General features: G+C 62.1%; 15 protein-coding genes. 7 read left to right on the top strand and 8 right to left on the bottom strand.

Annotated features, from left to right (window positions below; genetic code table 11):
• Positions 1 to 14 precede the first annotated feature (14 nt).
• Positions 15 to 2,705, top strand: a complete 2,691-nt coding sequence (locus tag INT29_RS00595) for a penicillin acylase family protein (RefSeq protein WP_193070427.1) — start codon at positions 15 to 17, stop codon at positions 2,703 to 2,705.
• Positions 2,706 to 2,719: 14 nt separating this feature from the next.
• Here the strand turns inward: INT29_RS00595 and INT29_RS00590 are convergent, their stop codons facing one another.
• A complete protein-coding gene (locus INT29_RS00590) occupies positions 2,720 to 3,919 on the bottom strand; it encodes an alpha/beta hydrolase (RefSeq protein ID WP_101570401.1) in 1,200 nt (399 codons plus the stop codon).
• Between the two features lie 137 nt (positions 3,920 to 4,056).
• On the opposite strand from INT29_RS00590, the gene msrB reads away from it, so the two are divergent.
• Entirely contained in the window at positions 4,057 to 4,482 is a 426-nt protein-coding gene (msrB, locus tag INT29_RS00585; RefSeq protein ID WP_101570402.1) for a peptide-methionine (R)-S-oxide reductase MsrB, read from the top strand.
• Positions 4,479 to 4,997: a GNAT family N-acetyltransferase gene (locus tag INT29_RS00580; RefSeq protein ID WP_193070426.1), complete on the top strand. Its 519-nt coding sequence runs from the start codon at positions 4,479 to 4,481 to the stop codon at positions 4,995 to 4,997. Before msrB ends, INT29_RS00580 begins: the two co-directional genes overlap by 4 nt.
• Here the strand turns inward: INT29_RS00580 and INT29_RS00575 are convergent.
• Positions 4,977 to 5,474 (bottom strand): MarR family winged helix-turn-helix transcriptional regulator, encoded by a 498-nt coding sequence (locus tag INT29_RS00575; RefSeq protein WP_101570404.1) that lies wholly within the window; start codon positions 5,472 to 5,474, stop codon positions 4,977 to 4,979. The genes INT29_RS00580 and INT29_RS00575 overlap by 21 nt on opposite strands.
• Positions 5,475 to 5,624: 150 nt before the next feature.
• On the opposite strand from INT29_RS00575, the gene INT29_RS00570 reads away from it, so the two are divergent.
• The gene (locus tag INT29_RS00570) at positions 5,625 to 5,837 is read left to right on the top strand and encodes a hypothetical protein (RefSeq protein ID WP_226830486.1); all 213 of its coding nucleotides are present in this window, start codon (positions 5,625 to 5,627) and stop codon (positions 5,835 to 5,837) included.
• A gap of 15 nt (positions 5,838 to 5,852) precedes the next feature.
• Here the strand turns inward: INT29_RS00570 and INT29_RS00565 are convergent, their stop codons facing one another.
• The 4 genes from INT29_RS00565 to hemE all read right to left on the bottom strand — a co-directional run bounded on the left by INT29_RS00565 (position 5,853) and on the right by hemE (position 10,036).
• The gene (locus INT29_RS00565) at positions 5,853 to 6,623 is read right to left on the bottom strand and encodes a class I SAM-dependent methyltransferase (protein WP_226830485.1); all 771 of its coding nucleotides are present in this window, start codon (positions 6,621 to 6,623) and stop codon (positions 5,853 to 5,855) included.
• Positions 6,624 to 6,782: 159 nt separating this feature from the next.
• Entirely contained in the window at positions 6,783 to 7,493 is a 711-nt protein-coding gene (hemQ, locus tag INT29_RS00560; protein ID WP_101570407.1) for a hydrogen peroxide-dependent heme synthase, read from the bottom strand.
• A gap of 88 nt (positions 7,494 to 7,581) precedes the next feature.
• The gene (gene hemG / locus INT29_RS00555) at positions 7,582 to 8,985 is read right to left on the bottom strand and encodes a protoporphyrinogen oxidase (protein WP_193070424.1); all 1,404 of its coding nucleotides are present in this window, start codon (positions 8,983 to 8,985) and stop codon (positions 7,582 to 7,584) included.
• 4 nt (positions 8,986 to 8,989) lie between these two features.
• A complete protein-coding gene (hemE, locus tag INT29_RS00550) occupies positions 8,990 to 10,036 on the bottom strand; it encodes a uroporphyrinogen decarboxylase (RefSeq protein ID WP_101570409.1) in 1,047 nt (348 codons plus the stop codon).
• Positions 10,037 to 10,186: 150 nt separating this feature from the next.
• On the opposite strand from hemE, the gene INT29_RS00545 reads away from it, so the two are divergent.
• Positions 10,187 to 10,801, top strand: a complete 615-nt coding sequence (locus INT29_RS00545; protein ID WP_101570410.1) for a DUF3000 domain-containing protein — start codon at positions 10,187 to 10,189, stop codon at positions 10,799 to 10,801.
• Complete coding sequence (locus INT29_RS00540; protein ID WP_193070423.1) at positions 10,798 to 11,973, top strand: ribonuclease D; 1,176 nt, start codon at positions 10,798 to 10,800, stop codon at positions 11,971 to 11,973. Before INT29_RS00545 ends, INT29_RS00540 begins: the two co-directional genes overlap by 4 nt.
• A gap of 29 nt (positions 11,974 to 12,002) precedes the next feature.
• On the opposite strand, the gene dxs is transcribed toward INT29_RS00540, so the two are convergent.
• Together dxs and acnA are read right to left on the bottom strand one after the other, a co-directional pair.
• Positions 12,003 to 13,943 carry a 1-deoxy-D-xylulose-5-phosphate synthase gene (dxs, locus tag INT29_RS00535; protein ID WP_193070422.1) on the bottom strand — a complete coding sequence of 647 codons (1,941 nt, stop codon included), beginning with the start codon at positions 13,941 to 13,943 and terminating at the stop codon, positions 12,003 to 12,005.
• Between the two features lie 629 nt (positions 13,944 to 14,572).
• Positions 14,573 to 17,257: an aconitate hydratase AcnA gene (acnA, locus tag INT29_RS00530; protein ID WP_101570412.1), complete on the bottom strand. Its 2,685-nt coding sequence runs from the start codon at positions 17,255 to 17,257 to the stop codon at positions 14,573 to 14,575.
• Positions 17,258 to 17,532: 275 nt separating this feature from the next.
• On the opposite strand from acnA, the gene INT29_RS00525 reads away from it, so the two are divergent.
• Positions 17,533 to 17,724, top strand: a complete 192-nt coding sequence (locus INT29_RS00525) for a hypothetical protein (RefSeq protein ID WP_101570413.1) — start codon at positions 17,533 to 17,535, stop codon at positions 17,722 to 17,724.
• The last annotated feature ends 52 nt before the right edge of the window (positions 17,725 to 17,776 follow it).

The raw sequence follows: 17,776 nt of genomic DNA, 5'->3' as shown, positions 1-17,776 counted from the left end.
GTCGAAGGAGACACATGACAGACGCGGATTCAGAGGATTCCAATGCTCTGGTGGCAGCCGTCCGTCCGCCGTCAGGTGCGCATCGCTTTGTGAGCGCGAAAGTCCTCATCCGCATCCTCGCAGCAGTCCTCGTCTTGGTGCTCATCCTCACCCTGCTCGGCGTCTTCCTCGTCCGTCGCTCCTTTCCCACCACCGACGGTGACATCTCGCTGCCGGGCCTCAACGGCGAGGTCAGCGTCACCCGCGATGACTCAGGAGTCCCGACCGTCGAGGCGAGTAACTCCCACGACCTCTTCATGGCCCAGGGTTTCGTCCATGCCCAGGATCGGTTCTGGGAGATGGACTTCCGCAGGCATGTCACCTCGGGCCGACTCTCGGAACTCTTCGGAGAATCACAGTTCAGCACAGACTCGTTCATCCGCACGCTGGGGTGGAGGAAGGTCGCCGAGAAGGAAGTCGCGGCCCTTGATGACAAGACGCTTGCGTACTATGAGGCCTATGCCGAAGGCGTCAACGCCTACCTCCACGACAAGTCCCCCACCGAGGTGTCCCTCGAGTACGGAGTCATCGGGCTCCAAAACGGTGGGGTTGAGATCGAGGAATGGACTCCCGTCGACAGCGTATCCTGGCTCAAGGCCATGGCCTGGGACCTGCGTTCGAACGTCGAAGACGAAATCGACCGAGCCATCAGCCAGTCCACGCTCGACGATGAGCAGATGGCCGATATCTACCCCGACTATCCCTATGACACCCGCCCGACGATCATCGGCGGCAATGCCGGCGCCAAATCACGCGCCGCCGGCAGCAAGGGCAACGGAGACAGCAAGTCAGACAAAGGCAAAGCCGATGACAGCAAAGCCAGGAAGAGCAAAGCCGCTGAAGACGAGACCGGCGACGAAGCGCATGCCGGCGGAGAGGTGACCAAGACGCCGTCCAACCTCGGCGAACTCAAACAGCACCTGAGGTCACTGCCCGCGCTTCTGGGGGTCAACAGTCATGACATCGGGTCGAACTCGTGGGTGGTCTCCGGTGAGCACACGGCCACCGGTGCCCCGCTGCTGGCCAATGATCCACACCTGGCTCCCGCCATGCCTTCCGTATGGCATCAGATCGGTCTGCGCTGCACCGAGATCACACCCGAATGTCCCTTCGACGTGTCCGGTTTCTCGTTCTCGGGCCTGCCCGGCGTCGTCATCGGACACAACCAGTCCATCGCCTGGGGGCTGACGAACCTGGGGCCCGATGTCGCCGATCTCGTAGTGGAGAAGGTCCGCGACGGCGAGGTGATTCGTGACTCCGGGGATGAAGCCGTGACCACGCGCAAAGAGACCGTGAAGATCGCGAAAGAGGAACCGCGCGAAATCACGATCCGTTCAACACGCAACGGCCCTCTCATCTCCGACCTCAATGGGCCTCACCGCAGTGTGCTCGATGCTTCAACCGGGGCGAACACCGCGGACACGAAGTCGGGTCCAGCCGACGAACACTACCAACTGGCGTTGCAATGGACGGCGTTGGAACCGGGCAACACCGCCTCCGCGATCTTCGGGCTCAATGCGGCGACGAACTGGAAGGAATTCCGACAGGCCGCTTCGCGCTTCGACGTGCCCTCCCAGAACCTCATCTACGCGGACACTGCCGGCAATATCGGCTACCAGGCCCCGGGGAAGATCCCCAAGCGCGGCAAGGGCGACGGTATGCTGCCACGCCACGGTTGGAAGACCGATGAGGACTGGCAGGGATACATCGACTTCAAGGATCTGCCGAGCCTGTACAACCCCGATCGGGGATGGATCGTGACGGCCAACAACCCGGTCACGCCCCCAGGAGAGTCCGTGCAGTTGAGCGACGACTTCGACTATGGAGACCGAGCGCGGCGGATCACGAAGCTGCTCCGGGACACGATGGCGAAGGGTCCCGTCACAACCGCCGACATGTCGCGCATCCAGGGTGATGACCTCAACCCGCTTGCGCTGACCCTGATCCCGCTGCTGGAAGACATCGATGCGGGCAAGGACACCGACATAGCAAAGGCTCAGAAGCTGCTCGCAGACTGGGATGGCCGCGATGATGCCAACAGTGCTGCAGCAGCCTATTTCAATGTGCTCTCGAAGACGATCCTCGATGAAGTCTTCGCTCCGAAGCTGCCCGATGCGGTGCCCCCTGCAGGCGGATCCCGCTGGTACCTCATCATCAAGAACCAGCTGCAGAAACCCGATTCGCAATGGTGGGCCGACGATAAGGTCGACAACCGGGACGAAGCGCTGGCTCGGGCCATGGACTCGGCGTGGGAGACGACCGAGGATCTGCTCGGCTCCGAGCCTGTGACCTGGCGGTGGGGCATTCTGCACAGGCTGACCATCCGCAACGCCAGCCTCGGCGAATCAGGGATCAAACCCATTGAGCGGCTATTCAATCGGGGCCCCTATGAGGTTGCCGGCGGGTCGGGAGAGGTCAACGCCACAGGCTGGGACGCCTCGGTCGGCTTCGAGACGAACTGGGTGCCCTCGATGCGGCAGATTGTGGACCTCAAGGACTTCAACCACTCGCAGTGGATCAACCTCACCGGCGCCTCGGGGCACGCCTTCCACCCACACTATGCCGACCAGACCGAGGACTGGGCCGCCAACAGGACCCGACCCTGGCCGTACACGCCCGATGCACTGGGTAGGCACACCGAAGATTCTCTGGTGCTGCGGCCCTGAACTCAGCCCCGAGTTCAGGGCTTGGGCAGAATCTTCGCCTCGAGGAAGTTCGCCACATCGTCTTCCCAGCGGACGGGGTCGATGTTCCATTCCTTGGTGTGGCGCGCCTGGTCATAGACAGGCATCGTCACGAGGTCGCGGCGAACGGACGCCAGCGCGTGGGACGGCGAGGATGGCACGAATTCGTCATCGTCGGAGTGGATGAGCAGCACCGGGACGTCGAGCTCCGCCGCGCGTGTCACCCAGTCCAGCCTGCCCAAGTCCAATGGCGTCTGCAGGCCGGTGATCGGTCGCGCCCACGGCTGGGTGATCATCTCAAGAGTGAGTTTGGCGATCGGTGTGGGAAGCATGTTGCGCCGGGCCTGGCCGTCAAGGACATTCACCCAGTCGACGACGGGCCCGTCGAGGACGAGGGCCTTCACGTAACGGCGGTTCCGGCCACGGGAGGCGGCCTGCAGCGCGATGGCTCCGCCCATCGACCAGCCGAAGAGGACGACCTCGCGGGCTCCGCGTGAGATCGCGAAGTCGATGGCCGCGTCCACGTCGATCCACTCTGTGTCGCCGAGGCCGTAGCGAGATGTAGTCTCGACCCTGACCTCGGCGTCGTTGCGGTAGGACATGGCTATGGCCGGGACACCCAAGGTATTGAGGATCGGGGCAGCACGCAGCCCCTCGGCCCGGGTACTGGCACGGCCGTGGACGAGGATCGCCCACGTGTCCTGAGGTTCGGGGTGGTCGGTGGGCAGCAGCCAGGCAGGCAGCCGTCCGGCGTCGGATTCGATCTCGATGTCCTCGGCGTTGACTCCTGCCGCCAACGGTTCCGGGTACACGATGCCCGTCCACCGGCCGTGCGAGGCGCGTTTGATGTCTCCACGGGTCACCGAGAGGATCTCTCGGGAAACGGTTCGCGATCGCGGATCGTATTCGACGATATCGCCGATCACGGCATGACCGGCGCCCTGGTTGAAATAAAGCCCGTAGGTGCCGCGCACCGTGGTCTCTTCATCAGCAGGCAGGTGAATGCGCATGTTCGGCGGGAATCCGTCGATGTGGAGAATCTCGAGTTCTTCCGGCGCGTTCTCGGGAACGAGGATTCTGCGTGCAAAATAAGCGGCCAGTCCCGAAGACGCCACCGAGATCACGGTGCCGATCCCAGCACCGACACCCACCGAAGCCAGAAGCAGGCGAGTCGGGAATTTAGTGTCGCGAACCATGAAAACCTCCTGACTTCATTGTCACCCAAGGAATGAGCAGTCTCCAAACGCTGTTGTGCAGGTCAGAGGGCTCTCCAGAGCCCGAGTGCAGTGGGACAATGGACTCCAACAGATATCGACAAACACCGGAGGTCGCGATGAGTCAGTCGCCAAACGTCAACACAGAAGACAATCCCGAGGAGATCCGCTGGCAGGACGTACTCACTCCTGATGAATTCGCGGTGCTGCGCGAAGGCGGCACGGAGCGTCCGTTCACCGGCGAATACGTCGACACGAACAGCGTCGGAATGTACCAGTGCCGTGCCTGTGGAGCAGACTTGTTCCCCTCCGATACCAAGTTCTCCTCGCACTGCGGTTGGCCCTCGTTCTACGCTCCCCTGGCCGAGGACCGGGTCCGCTACCTCCGCGATTCCTCGATGGGCATGGAGCGCGTCGAGGTTCGGTGCGCGAACTGCGATTCGCACATGGGGCACCTCTTCGAGGGCGAAGGCTACGACACCCCCACAGACCAGCGATACTGCCTGAACTCGATCTCCCTGCGGCTCATCGACGGCCAGGAATGAGCGAAGGATCAACGCTTGTCGTCAAGACCTTCGAGGAGCTGAGCGGGACGGAGCTCTACGGGATCATGCAGCTGCGGTCTCAGGTCTTCGTCGTCGAGCAGGACTGTCTCTTCCTCGATCAGGATGGTGTCGACACGCTCCCGCAGACTTTGCACGCCTTCTACCCTGATGAGGTGCGGACAATCCAGGACAGTCATGGCACCGAGGTTGGCCGCAGTCTTGCTCCCAAAGCCTATGCCCGTATCCTGCCGCCCGATCTGCCCGACGGTCCTGCCTTCGAGCCGGGAGCCCGCAGCATCAGCCGCGTCGTCACGAATCCGCAGGCGCGCGGCCAAGGCTGGGGCCGCAGGCTCATCGGCGAGATCGTGGCCGAGCATGGGGATCGTCTTCTGACGCTGAACGCCCAGACTCATCTCGAGGGCTTCTACGCGAGCTTCGGGTTCAGCCCGAATGGTCCCCGGTTCCTTGAGGACGGGATCGAGCACACCCCGATGTCACGCCGAGGCGGCGTCTGAGGACACTGCGTCGGCTGGGCTGGCTGTGTCAATTGTGTGTGAAGCGTCGACGGCGTCGATGAGCCGCGTCATCGTGGCGTGCAACTCTCGCAGATCTGCCTCGCCCATATCGAGTTTGGCCATCATCTGCCCCGGTATCGCCTCGGCAGTCCTCCGCAGCTGGATCCCGGTCTCGGTCAGCGAGACCTCCACGACTCTCTCGTCGTAGTTGCTGCGTGCCTTCTCCACATAGTCAAGGGCTTCGAGGCGTTTGATCAGTGGCGACACCGTTGCAGCTTCAAGACGCAGCAGCTCGGCGATCTTCCTCACCGGCAGCGTTTCGTGCTGCCACAGAGCCAGCATGACCAGATACTGCGGGTGGGTGAGGTGGAGGGGCTCGAGCACCGAACGGTAGGCAGAGATCACTCCGCGGGAGGCGACAGTCAGAGCAAAGCAGATCTGGCTCTCCAGAGCCAGCGGATCGTACGAGGTCGACATCGATTCCGTGTCCTTCCGACGAGTCTGATCTGTTCGTCAACCAGGCTGATTGATTAGTTAGTGCACTAATGTTTAGCGTACACTGATTATATTGTGATCGCCTCAGCCGAGCACCAACCTCACCAGCTCGACACCACCGAATGGACTCGCATGTCAGACTCGCACGACTCCCAGCGACGCGTTGCATGGCTCAACCGCTTCTTCCGCAAGATCGTCGGCCCTGCACAAGTCGATAACTCCCGCCCCGGTGGCTACTACGAGAATGAGCATCTGCGTCACGAACGACTCGACGCGATGGGCTTGGAGATGCGCACCGACGCCAATGGCCACTCGTATGTGGTGGAGAAGAAACAGCCAGAGTGATCAGTTCTGCCCTGATCACGGTTCTGCTTTGATGAGGACCAGGGACCCATCGAAGTGCGATGCAGTCCGCAGCGACCCGTGTGCGTCATCCCAACTTCCATCGTTCAGGCTGCGGCGCAGGTTTTCGACCGATCGCAGAGCAGAGTCCTCGGCGACGAAGCTCCACGCGGAGTTCGCTTTCCTGGCTCCCGGATCGAGAAACATCTCCGGCCGACCGAAATAGGCCTCGGAGAAACCGTCTACGCAGCCGAAGGGGATCGGCAGATGAGTGACCTCGACCGTGCCGCCAAGACATTCTGAGATTCGTTCGAGGCTCGGATATCGGCGTGCCTCAGTCTCGAACACTTGGGGCGCGAAGTCACGGAGCCAGAATCGCTCCACCCGAGTCGGATCACAGGTCATGATGACCACCGGGCCGGAAGCGACTCGCCGCATCTCAGATAGACCCGCGTCGAGGCTCTGCCATTGATGGACTGAGAATGTCGACAACGCGGCGTCGAAGGAATCGTCGGCAAACGGCAGTGCCTCTGCACGGGCGTCGACGACCGATGCCTGACCCTTCGCCCGCTGTGCCCGCATCGCAGCCGATGGTTCCACCGCCGTGACGCCACATTGGCTGGGTTCGTAGGATCCGGCTCCGGCACCAACGTTGATCACCTGTCGAACATCGCCGAGAGCGTGCAGGATCGCTTGCGCAAACTCTGGTTCCGGGCGCCTGTACTGACGGTAGCCGGCACCGATCTTGCCGTAGTCCGCGTCGCCGGCGAAGCCATCTGCAGCAGTCATGCTCACAGGCTACCCGCTGCTTGCTCCGTCATTGCCGCCGGACGCTTCGGTGCCCCGGCAAGGCGTTGTGCCCTGCCGGGGCCCCGAAAAGGTGATGCGGATCAGTCACTGCAGAGATCAGTCGCTGCAGATCACTCGCTTCTGGTCAGTCGGTGAAGATCAGCGCCAGTCGCTGATGATATCGACGAGCTCGCGGAGAGGTCCGGTGTAGAACGGGACCTCTTCGCGCACATGCAGACGAGCTTTCGTATTGCGAAGATCGCGCATGAGGTCGACGATGCGGTGCAGCTCTGGAGCTTCGAAGGCCAACAGCCATTCATAGTCGCCCAGGGCGAACGAAGCGATCGTATTGGCCTTGATGTCCTTGTATCCTGCTGCGGCCATGCCGTGATCTCGCAGCATCGTGGAGCGCTCAGCGGGATCGAGAAGGTACCAGTCGTAGGACCGAACGAAGGGGTACACGCAGATGTACTTGCCCGGCTCGTCATCGGTCAGCAGTGCCGGCAGGTGTGCCTTGTTGAATTCGGCTGGACGGTGCAGACCCACGACAGACCAGACCGGCTCGAGGATTCCGCCGAGCATGCTGCGACGCACTGCCGAGTAGGCGGCCTGAACCAGTTCAATCGTCGGCGCATGCCACCAGAACATCACATCGGCATCTGCCCGCAGTGCGGAAACATCGTAGATTCCGCGGACGACGAGGCCCTGCTCCTTCAGCGGAGCGAGTGCTTCGTGAACCTCGTTCGCGAGTTCGGCTCGGTCGGCATCGCCGAGTTCGCCGGCCGAGGCGAAGACCGAGTATGCGATATACCGCGTGTCGTTGTTCGCCTGTTCGATCTGCTCGTCGGTGGGGTTGGAGTATTCGCTCATTCCTGCTCCTTCTTCTCTGTGTGTCGGTGCTTGAGTACGGTGTTTCGTCGGTCGGTTTTCGGTGAAATGCTAGAGCTTTAAGTGAAGTTCACGTCTGGGCGGCTGTGATTCTCTGGGCCACCGTTTCGGCACGATCGATGCAAGCGGGGATGCCGACGCCGAAGTAGGCCGAACCTGCCAGTTCGAGACCGGCGATGTCGGCGATGTCCGCATCGATTCTCTCCACCGTCTCGGCGTGGCCCGGCAGGTACTGGGGCAGCGCGCGTTCCCACCGGTGTGCCTCTGCTGCGATGAGCCGATCCGATCCGCGCTCGGCGATGGCCTGCCAATCCTCAAAGGCACGGGCGATGACCTCGTCGTCCTCCCACTCTTGCCAGCCTCCCGGCCCGTCACCGTATCGCCCGATGCTCATCCGAATCAGGGCTGTGCCCTCAGGAATGCGCTCGCCCAGCCACGGCCATTTGTTCGAGACGAACGTCGAGGCCTTGATGAATGACTTCTCCGTCGGTGGGACGAGGAATCCAGATCCTTCGAGCCCCCGATCCCCAACCTCGACGAGGGCCGGGATCAGTGCGGTCGAAGCGTAGGGCACGGATGCCAGCAATGAAGCGGATTGAGGGGCCGCCTCGGCGAGCAGATGCTTCGTCACATGTGCGGGAGTGGCCAGGACGACCGCATCGGATTCCAGGCTGTCGTCCACAGTGGCCACCGTCCATTGTCCGTTCTCGGTCTGCACGGATTTCACGTGTGTGCCGGTGTGGATCGTACCGCCGTGGGCACGGATGCGTTCTTCAAGGGCCGGGACGAGGCGGTTGATCCCTCCGATGAGAGACATGAACACAGGTTGTGGGTTCTCTCCCCGTGCAAGTGCCGCGGATTGTGCGTCACGTGCGGCGAGCAGGCTGGAAACAAGTTCGAGCACCGAGGTTCCCTTGAGTGCAGCCGGCAGCAGGGCGGGCACGGTCGATGCAAGTGACAGGTCACGGCACCGTCCGGCATACACTCCCCCGAGCAGCGGGTCGATGAGCGTATCAACGAGGTCGGCGCCGAGGCGGTCTGCCAGGAACTCTCCCAAGGAGACGTCCTGACCGGCGATCGGAGCGGTGATGACCTCATGGGCGACCCGGTCCGTGGCGGAGGCGCCGAGGAGGTCCCTGACCTCGGCAGCATTGCCGGGCACTCCCATGACTGTGCGTTTGGGAATCGCGTGGAGTTGCCCCTTCGACAGAACTCGCGAACTGTGCACAGTCGAGGGGAATTCGGTGTCCAGACCGAGTTCAGCGACGAGGTCCTTCGTCTCCGGGCGACGGTAGAGACTGGCTTCGGCACCGGTGTCGAGTCCCACGGGCACAGTCCCACCCAGGTTCGTCGAGTGCAGACACCCACCGAGGCGCGCATCTGCTTCGAGGAGAGTGACCTGATGGTCGGGGGCAAGGCGATAGGCGGTGACAAGGCCGGAGATGCCTCCCCCGACGATCGTGATGTGACTCATCGGCTCAGCCCCGTGCGGCCAGAATCTCTGCGGAGATGCGGTGGACTTCGGCGACGATCCGTCCGGGCACTTCGGGATCGGTGTCGGGGAGGACTCCGTGACCGAGGTTGAAGACGAAACCGGCCTCATGGTCCAGGCCCTGCCGCACGATCTCTTCGATGCGCGGTGCCAGAGCTTCCCAGGGAGCGAAGAGCAGAGCCGGATCCAGGTTGCCCTGCAGGGGCTGCTCCGGCTGGACTCGTGTCGAGGCATCGGCCAGGTCGACGCGGAAGTCGACGCCGACGGCGGTGGAGCCGGCCCGCGACATGGAGGTCAGGAGCTCCCCTGTCTGGACGCCGAAGTGGATGCTGGGCACCTCGTGATGGCGCAACGATTCGAAGACCGCGCTGGAGTGCTCGAACACGTGGGCTTCGTAATCGCGCCGGGACAGGTATCCGGCCCATGAGTCGAAGAGCTGGAATGCGGAGGCGCCAGCGTTGAGCTGAACGTCGAGGAACGTCGATGAGATCCGAGCGAGCTTGCTCAGCAGCAGGGAGAAGGTCTCCGGCTCTGCGGCCATGAGGGACTTCGTCTTCTCATGGTTCTTGCTCGGCCCGCCTTCGATGAGGTAGCTGGCCAGCGTGAAGGGAGCACCGGCGAAGCCGATGAGCGGGGTTTCCTGGCCGAGTTCTTCGATGATCCGACCGATCGATTCCGCGATGTCGGGGATCTGGTCGGGTTCGAGCTCGGCCAGTGCTTCGATGTCGGCGCGGCTGCGGATCGGGTTCGCGATCACGGGTCCGGTGCCGGGGACGATCTCGACATCGACACCGGCTGCCTGCAACGGAACCACGATGTCGGAGAAGAAGATGGCGGCGTCCACACCGTGTCGTCGCACCGGCTGCAGAGTGATCTCTGAGACCAATTCCGGGGTTCGGCAGGCATCGAGCATCGCGGTGCCTGCACGCAGCTCGCGATATTCGGGAAGTGAACGGCCGGCCTGCCGCATGAACCAGACCGGAGTGTGCGCAATCTGCTCTCCGCGCAGGGCGGGCAACAAGGTTGAAGTCATGCCCCCATCCTCCCATCACAAGCAGATCAATGCCCACCGGGTTTCGGTTTCAAGACGCCGTGTCTTGATCGCAGGTGCGGGCGAAAACTCTTGGTCCCGCCACGGCGTGGACGATTCACCTCTACCCTGGCCTGATCTATCGTGGCAAGTGTGGTCAACACCTCACCTCTCAATCGCATTCCGTCGGAGTTCTCCGCCGCGACCTCGGTTCTGCGCGAAGCTCGGAACACGAGCAACGTCTCGATTTCCGAAATACCTGCGCCGGCCCGTTTGGCGCCGTATTCCTATGCTCTGGGTGCCGAAGTCAGGGCCGATGAGACTTTCCTGCATGCCACCGGTGAGGCGATCGAAGAGTTGGCTACCGGCCGTATCGTGGTCCTCTATGATCCCAGCTCTCCTGAGGAGTGGGAGGGTCAGTTCCGAGTCGTTTCCTATATTCGTGCCGAACTCGAGCACGAGCTCGGCAATGAGACGATGCTCGGTCCGGTCGCCTGGACCTGGCTCGAAGAGGCCCTCGAGTCGAATGACTGTGAGGTCGTCGCCGCCGGTGGCACGACAACCCGCGTCCTCTCTGAGAGCTTCGGCACTCTTGCCGATCGGTCGTCCACGATAGACTTGGAGTTGCGCGCTTCATGGACCCCCGTGATCGCGGAGCCGGAACTGATCGGCGATCACTTCGAAGCCTGGATCGATCTGCTGTGCACAGTTGCCGGACTGCCACCGCTTCCTGAAGGAGTTTCAGCCCTGCCCGGGCGACGTCGATGACAACCGAACTACCGCTCTTGGCCACACCCGCTCATGGCGTTCCGCCGCTCGTCGACTCCTCAGCCGAATTCTCTAGGGCCTGCGACGAGCTCGCACATGGATCCGGCCCCATCGCCATCGATGCCGAGCGTGCATCAGGCATCAGATACGGTCAGCGCGCCTTCCTGGTTCAGCTGCGACGCGAGAATGCTGGCACCTTCCTCCTCGACTCCGAAGTGCTTGAGGACCTCAGCCCCCTCAACTCTGCATTCGGTGGAGACGAATGGGTCATACACTCTGTGACTCAGGATCTGCCCTGCCTGCAAGAACGCGGGATGCGACCGGAAGTGCTCTTCGACACCGAGCTCGCTGCTCGGATGCTCGGGTGGGACAAATTCGGTCTGGCGGCCGTGGCCGAGAAGACTCTCGGTGTTCGCCTGGCCAAGGAGCATTCGGCGGCCGACTGGTCGAAGCGCCCACTGCCCCAGGAATGGCTCAATTATGCCGCCCTCGACGTCGAGGTTCTGCTGCCTATTCGCGACATTCTCCACGATGCTCTCGTCGAAGCCGATAAGTGGGAGTTCGCACGGCAGGAGTTCGAGCATCTTCTCGATTTCGAGCCCAAGCACTTCGCCGAGCCCTGGCGCCGGACTCACGGATTGACCAAGCTCAAGTCTCGCAAGGATATCGCCAAAGTGCGGGAGCTGTGGACGGCCCGTGACGAGATGGCCTCGGAAACTGACAATGCTCCCTCGCGTATCCTGCGCGATCGGGATCTGATCGCCTTGGCTCAGTCACGGGTCCAGTCCAGCGACGACATCATGGCGACGTGGCCCAGGCTCTCGCGCGCAGACGCCGGACGACTCTTCCGGGCCTACCGCAAGGCGACTCGGCTGACGGTTGACGAGTTGCCTGGCAGAAGGGAAGCCAACGCAGTTCAGACACGGACGCCGTTCAGTCACACAGACGTCAAGGAACGAGTGGCGGCTCTTAAATCTGCGATGGCAGAGCTGGCCGAAGAACACGCAATTCCCCACGACGTGCTGTTGCAGCCGGCCATCGTCAAGGCACTCGGCGCACAGCCGCGAGTCGACGTCGAAGAGTTCCTCTTCGAGCGTGGAGCCAGGAAGTGGCAGGTCGAGCTGAGCGCACCGGTGCTCAAAGGCACCATCGAGACACTACCCGCAGCCTGAACCTGCCGACCTAGGGCCCAGACACGCAGTCAGACTGCTCTGCGGGATCCCTGCTGAGCGCGGTTCCTGACGTCTGCGGGCAGGATATGAACGATCTCGGAAACGATGGTGTCCACGTCAAGTCCCGCGTATTCGAGGATCTCGTCGCGAGTGCCCTGCGGCAGGAACTCATCGGGTGCTCCGAGTTCGAGGACTCCGACGCGAGAGTCGGCGGCACGCAGATCGCTGCGGACCTGTGAACCGATTCCGCCGACCTTGACACCGTCTTCGATCACCGCAACGAGACTGTGCTCAACAGCCATGTCGATGACGCTGCCCGGCACAGGCAGTACCCAACGCGGGTCGACGATCGTCGACGCGATGCCCTGGTCGGCCAACTCTTCGGCGACTTCCTGGGCTCGCCCGGCGAACGGACCGACGGAAACGATGAGCACATCCTTGGCGGTGCCTGTCGGCACCTCGCGCAGAACGTCGACACCATCATCAAGGCGACGCAGCGCCGGAATGTCCGTTCCCACACTTCCGCGCGGGAATCGGATCACGGTGGGTGCGTCCTCGATGGCGACAGCTTCGCCCAGTTCTTCCGTCAGACGAGCGGCATCACGAGGCGCCGCGAGTTTGAGACCAGGCACGATGCGCAGCATCGCCATATCCCAGATCCCGTGATGGCTGGCACCGTCGGGACCGGTGATTCCGGCCCGGTCGAGGACGAAAGTGACTCCCTGACCGTGCAGGGCCACGTCCATGAGCATCTGGTCGAAAGCGCGGTTGAGGAACGTCGCGTAGATGCACACAATGGGGTGCAGTCCGCCGTAGGAAAGTCCGGCCGCGGAGGTGACTGCATGCTGTTCGGCGATGCCGACGTCGAAGACCCGCTCCGGGTACACCTCGGCGAACTTCGCAAGGCCCACGGGCAGGAGCATTGCCGCGGTGACGGCGACGATGTCATCCCGGGACTGTGCGATCTGGAGGACCTCCTGACCGAAGACCGAGGTCCATGAGGTCTGCTTCGACGGAGACGACTTACCGGTCGTAGGGTCGATGACGCCCACGGAGTGGAACTGATCGGCATCGTCGTTGATCGCTGGGTCGTAGCCCTGGCCCTTCTGGGTGATCATATGCACGATGACGGGACCGCCATCGTACTGTTTGGCCCGCTGCAGCGCCTTCTCGACCATCGGCAGGTCATGACCGTCGACTGGCCCGAGGTACTTGATGCCGAGCTCGTCGAACATTCCGGCCTGATCCGCGGAGACCATGTCCTTGAGTCCTCGTTTGACCCCGTGGATGGCACTGTACGCGGCTCGTCCGGGTGCGCCCGACTGCCGAAGCGTCGATTTGCCCCAGGACAGGAGCTTTTCGTATCCGGTGGTGGTGCGCAGTTCGTCGAGGTGTTCTGCGAACCCGCCGACCGTCGGTGCATAGGAGCGGCCGTTGTCGTTGACGACGATGATGAGCTTGCGCGGTGGCGTCGATTTGTCGGCGGCGATGGTGTTGAGAGCTTCCCAGGCCATGCCACCGGTCAGTGCGCCGTCACCGATGACGGCGACGACGTGGCGGTCGCTTTCGCCCTGGAGCTGATGAGCCTTGGCGATTCCGTCGGCCCAGGACAGCGATGCCGAAGCATGCGAGTTCTCGATGACATCGTGTACGCTCTCGGCCCGACTGGGGTATCCCGAGAGTCCGTCGCGCTGGCGCAGACTAGAGAAGTCCCCCATGCGACCGGTGAGGAGTTTGTGCACGTACGTCTGGTGGCCGACATCGAAGAGGATCGTGTCGTGAGGGGACTCGAACACGCGATGCAGGCCCACGGTGAGTTCGACCACGCCGAGGTTGGGCCCCAGGTGACCACCTGTGCCGGCAACCGTGGTGACCAGATAGTCCCTGATCTCCTTCGCCAGAACTTCGCACTCGGCGTCGTCGAGTTCACGCAGCTGTGATGGCGAGTTCATCGACTCGAGGAATGTCATTCGACCTCGCTCCTGAATGCACAATAGATGGTCTGATACTGCAATTTCCGCTCGGATCATCTTAACGCTTCACGGACCAGAGTTGGTTCATCCCCGGGTTCGGCAGATGTCGAGTGTGTCTGGTTCCACAGGCACCGGGGACTTTTTGTTCTCCAGGTGCCAGGGTTTCCGGGTCGGAGGCACCTGGGTTTCCGCGTCGTAGGCATCCGGGCGTCAACTTGGCAGGCAGCAGAGGGTCTGCATTTCCGATCTCAGTCGCGAGCACTCCCCCAGCACCCAAACACCATTACTTGCAATAACAGCCCCAGCAGAGGTTGTTTTAGGTGCTGACGGCGAACATTGTGCAGCTGGTGGTAGGAGTTGGCAGCAATGATGACGATAGGCGGCGAGGGTAGAACGTGCAGCTCGCGGGAGGTTGTGACGCTTGGCGCAACGACCTGTGCAACCGGCTGAGGCCGTTGCGACCTGGCCGAATAGACACCAGCGTTGAGCACGTGCGGGTATAACGAAGGCCGGTGGGATGATCCCACCGGCCTTCGTCAGTCAGGCCTGAACTCGGTCAGACCTGAACTCAGTCAGACCTGTTAACAGTCAGACCGAGTCGTCGCCACAGAGACGACGGTTTCAGATCAAGCAGTCGCGAGCTGACGCAGCACGTACTGCAGGATGCCGCCGTTACGGTAGTAGTCGGCTTCACCCGGGGTGTCGATGCGGACCACTGCGTCGAAGTCGACGGTGGTGCCGTCTTCCTTCTCTGCCGAGACCTTGACAGTCTTGGGTGTGGTGCCTTCGTTGAGCTCGGTGATACCGGAGATCGAGAAGGTCTCCGTGCCATCGAGTCCCAGCGAGTCAGCGGACTCACCGACGGGGAACTGCAGCGGAACAACGCCCATGCCGATGAGGTTCGAGCGGTGGATGCGCTCAAAGCTCTCGGTGATGACGGCCTCGACGCCGAGCAGCTTCGTGCCCTTGGCTGCCCAGTCACGCGAGGATCCCGAACCGTATTCCTTGCCACCGAGGATGACCAGTGGGGTGTCGTTCTTCGCGTAGTTCACAGAAGCATCGAAGATCGTGGTCTGTGGACCGCCCTCCTGTGTGAAGTCACGGGTGAAGCCACCCTGAACTCCGTCGAGGAGCTGGTTCTGCAGGCGGATGTTCGCGAACGTGCCGCGGATCATCACCTCGTGGTTGCCACGACGTGAGCCGAAGGAGTTGAAGTCCTTGCGCTCGACACCGTGATCGATGAGGTACTTGCCGGCCGGCGTGTCGGCCTTGAAGGAACCTGCAGGCGAGATGTGGTCGGTGGTGACCGAGTCGCCGAGCTTCGCAAGCACGCGGGCGCCCTTGATGTCGGAAACGGGTTCTGCTTCCAGGCCCATTCCGTCGAAGAAGGTTGGTTTGCGCACGTAGGTCGACTCGTCGTCCCACTCGAAGATCGCACCTTCAGGTGTCTGCAGCGCCTTCCAGCGGTCGTCGCCTTCGAAGATGCGGCCGTATTCCTCGTCGAACATATCTGTCGAGATTGAGGAGGCGATGACCGACTCGACCTCTTCTGGCGATGGCCACAGATCCTTGAGGTAGACGTCCACGCCCTCCGAGTCCTGGCCCAGAGGCTGGTTCTCGAAGTCGAAGTCCATGGTTCCCGCCAGAGCATAGGCGATGACCAGAGGAGGCGAAGCCAGGTAGTTCATCTTCACATCGGGGCTGATGCGGCCCTCGAAGTTACGGTTGCCCGAGAGGACTGCAGAGACTGCCAGGTCGTTGTCCTGGATGCTCTGCGAGATGTCGGAATCCAGCGGTCCGGAGTTTCCGATGCAGGTGGTGCAGCCGTAGCCGACGACGAAGAAGTTGAGTGCTTCGAGGTCCTCAATGAGGTTGGCCTTCTTGTAGTACTCGGTGACGACCTTCGACCCCGGTGCAATGGAGGTCTTGACCCATGGCTTGGAGTTGAGTCCGCGCTTGCGGGCGTTGCGGGCCAGGAGGCCTGCAGCCATCATCACCGAGGGGTTCGAGGTGTTGGTGCACGAGGTGATCGAAGCGATCGCCACAGCACCGTTGGCCAGTTCGAAGCTGGATCCATCGCCGGTGGTGACCGGAGCCGAGTTGTTCTCTTCGCCGGGCTTTGCGTAGTTGTGGATGTCCTTGGCGAACTGGTTCTTCGCGTCGGAAAGTTCGATGCGGTCCTGCGGGCGCTTCGGTCCTGAGATCGAAGGCACGACGCTGGAGAGATCGAGTTCAATGTACTCCGAGTACTCAACTTCGTTGCTGGGGTCATGCCACAGGCCCTGGGCCTTGGCGTAGTCCTCAACCAGTTGGATCTGCTCGGGCGAACGACCGGTGAGCTTCATGTAGTCGATGGTCACTTCGTCGATCGGGAAGATCGCGGCGGTCGAACCGAACTCGGGGCTCATGTTGCCGATCGTGGCGCGGTTGGCCAGCGGCACAGCGGAGACACCCTCACCGTAGAACTCGACGAACTTTCCGACGGCTCCGTGCTGGCGCAGCATATCGGTGATCGTGAGCACGACGTCCGTTGCGGTCACACCGGCAGGGATCTCACCGGTCAGCTTGAAGCCGACGACGCGAGGGATGAGCATTGAGACGGGCTGGCCGAGCATGGCTGCCTCAGCCTCGATGCCGCCGACGCCCCAACCGAGGACACCGAGGCCGTTGACCATGGTGGTGTGGGAGTCGGTGCCGACCAGGGTATCTGGGTAGGCGCGGAGAACACCGTCGACCTCACGCGGCATGACGACGCGTGCGAGGTGCTCGATGTTGACCTGGTGGACGATGCCCATGCCTGGAGGAACGACCTTGAAGTCGTCAAAGGCCGTCTGGCCCCAGCGCAGGAACTGGTAGCGCTCACCATTGCGTTTGTATTCCATGTCCATGTTCAGCTCGATCGCTTCGGCGGTGCCGAAGTTATCGATCTGAACCGAGTGGTCGATGACCAGCTCGGCCGGAGCCAGCGGGTTGACCTGCTCCGGCTTTCCGCCGAGCTCGACGACCTTCTCGCGCATTGTCGCGAGGTCGACGATGCAGGGCACGCCGGTGAAGTCCTGCATGACCACACGGGCGGGGGTGAACTGAATTTCCGTAGCCGGTTCGGCACTGGGATCCCAGTTGCCGAGGGCTTCGATATGCTCCGAAGTGATATTCGCACCGTCTTCAGTGCGCAGCAGATTCTCCATCAGCACCTTGAGGCTGAAGGGAAGCTTCTCTGACCCTGGGACCTGATCCAGGCGATAGATCTCATAATCCGTTTCGCCTACGGTCAGGGTGCTCTTCGATTTGAACGTATCGACGTTGCTCATCGTGATTCTCCTGTTTCATCCGACACTCATCCAAGAAACCGGGCAAGCCCGTGAGCCGCGCACCGATTTACGCGACACAAATGTTTCCAAAAGTATCTTGACGTCAAGATAAATTCTATCTCATTTGGTCGCCCTTGACCACCTTCGGACAGTGGCCTGTCGGTGAACTGAGAATCGGGTTTTCCCCAAGTCACAGTCCGGACAACTCCCGCGCGAAGAGGTGCCGCAAGTCCCTAATCTGGAGTCATATCAGCCGCTGCGGACTAGGAGCATTCATGGACCCGTTCACCCTCGGAGCCGGATTCGGATTCGGTGCACTCCTCGTGGGCATCATCTTCGCTGTCATCTGTCGAACATTGGCCAGTGAGAAGGGCCGCTCCTCAGGATGGTGGGGCCTATGGGGCTTCCTGACCACCTTCATCGCGCTCATCGTCCTCGTTCTCCTCCCCCAGAAGTCCCGAGTCTGACAACCCACCCTCGCCGAGATGGGTTCAGGTCCCGATGGCGCCCCAGGTCGCC

Origin of the sequence: Brevibacterium sp. FME37, assembly GCF_014897485.1 — a bacterium.
Taxonomy (GTDB): domain Bacteria; phylum Actinomycetota; class Actinomycetes; order Actinomycetales; family Brevibacteriaceae; genus Brevibacterium.
This window is presented reverse-complemented; position numbering and strand designations above follow the sequence as displayed.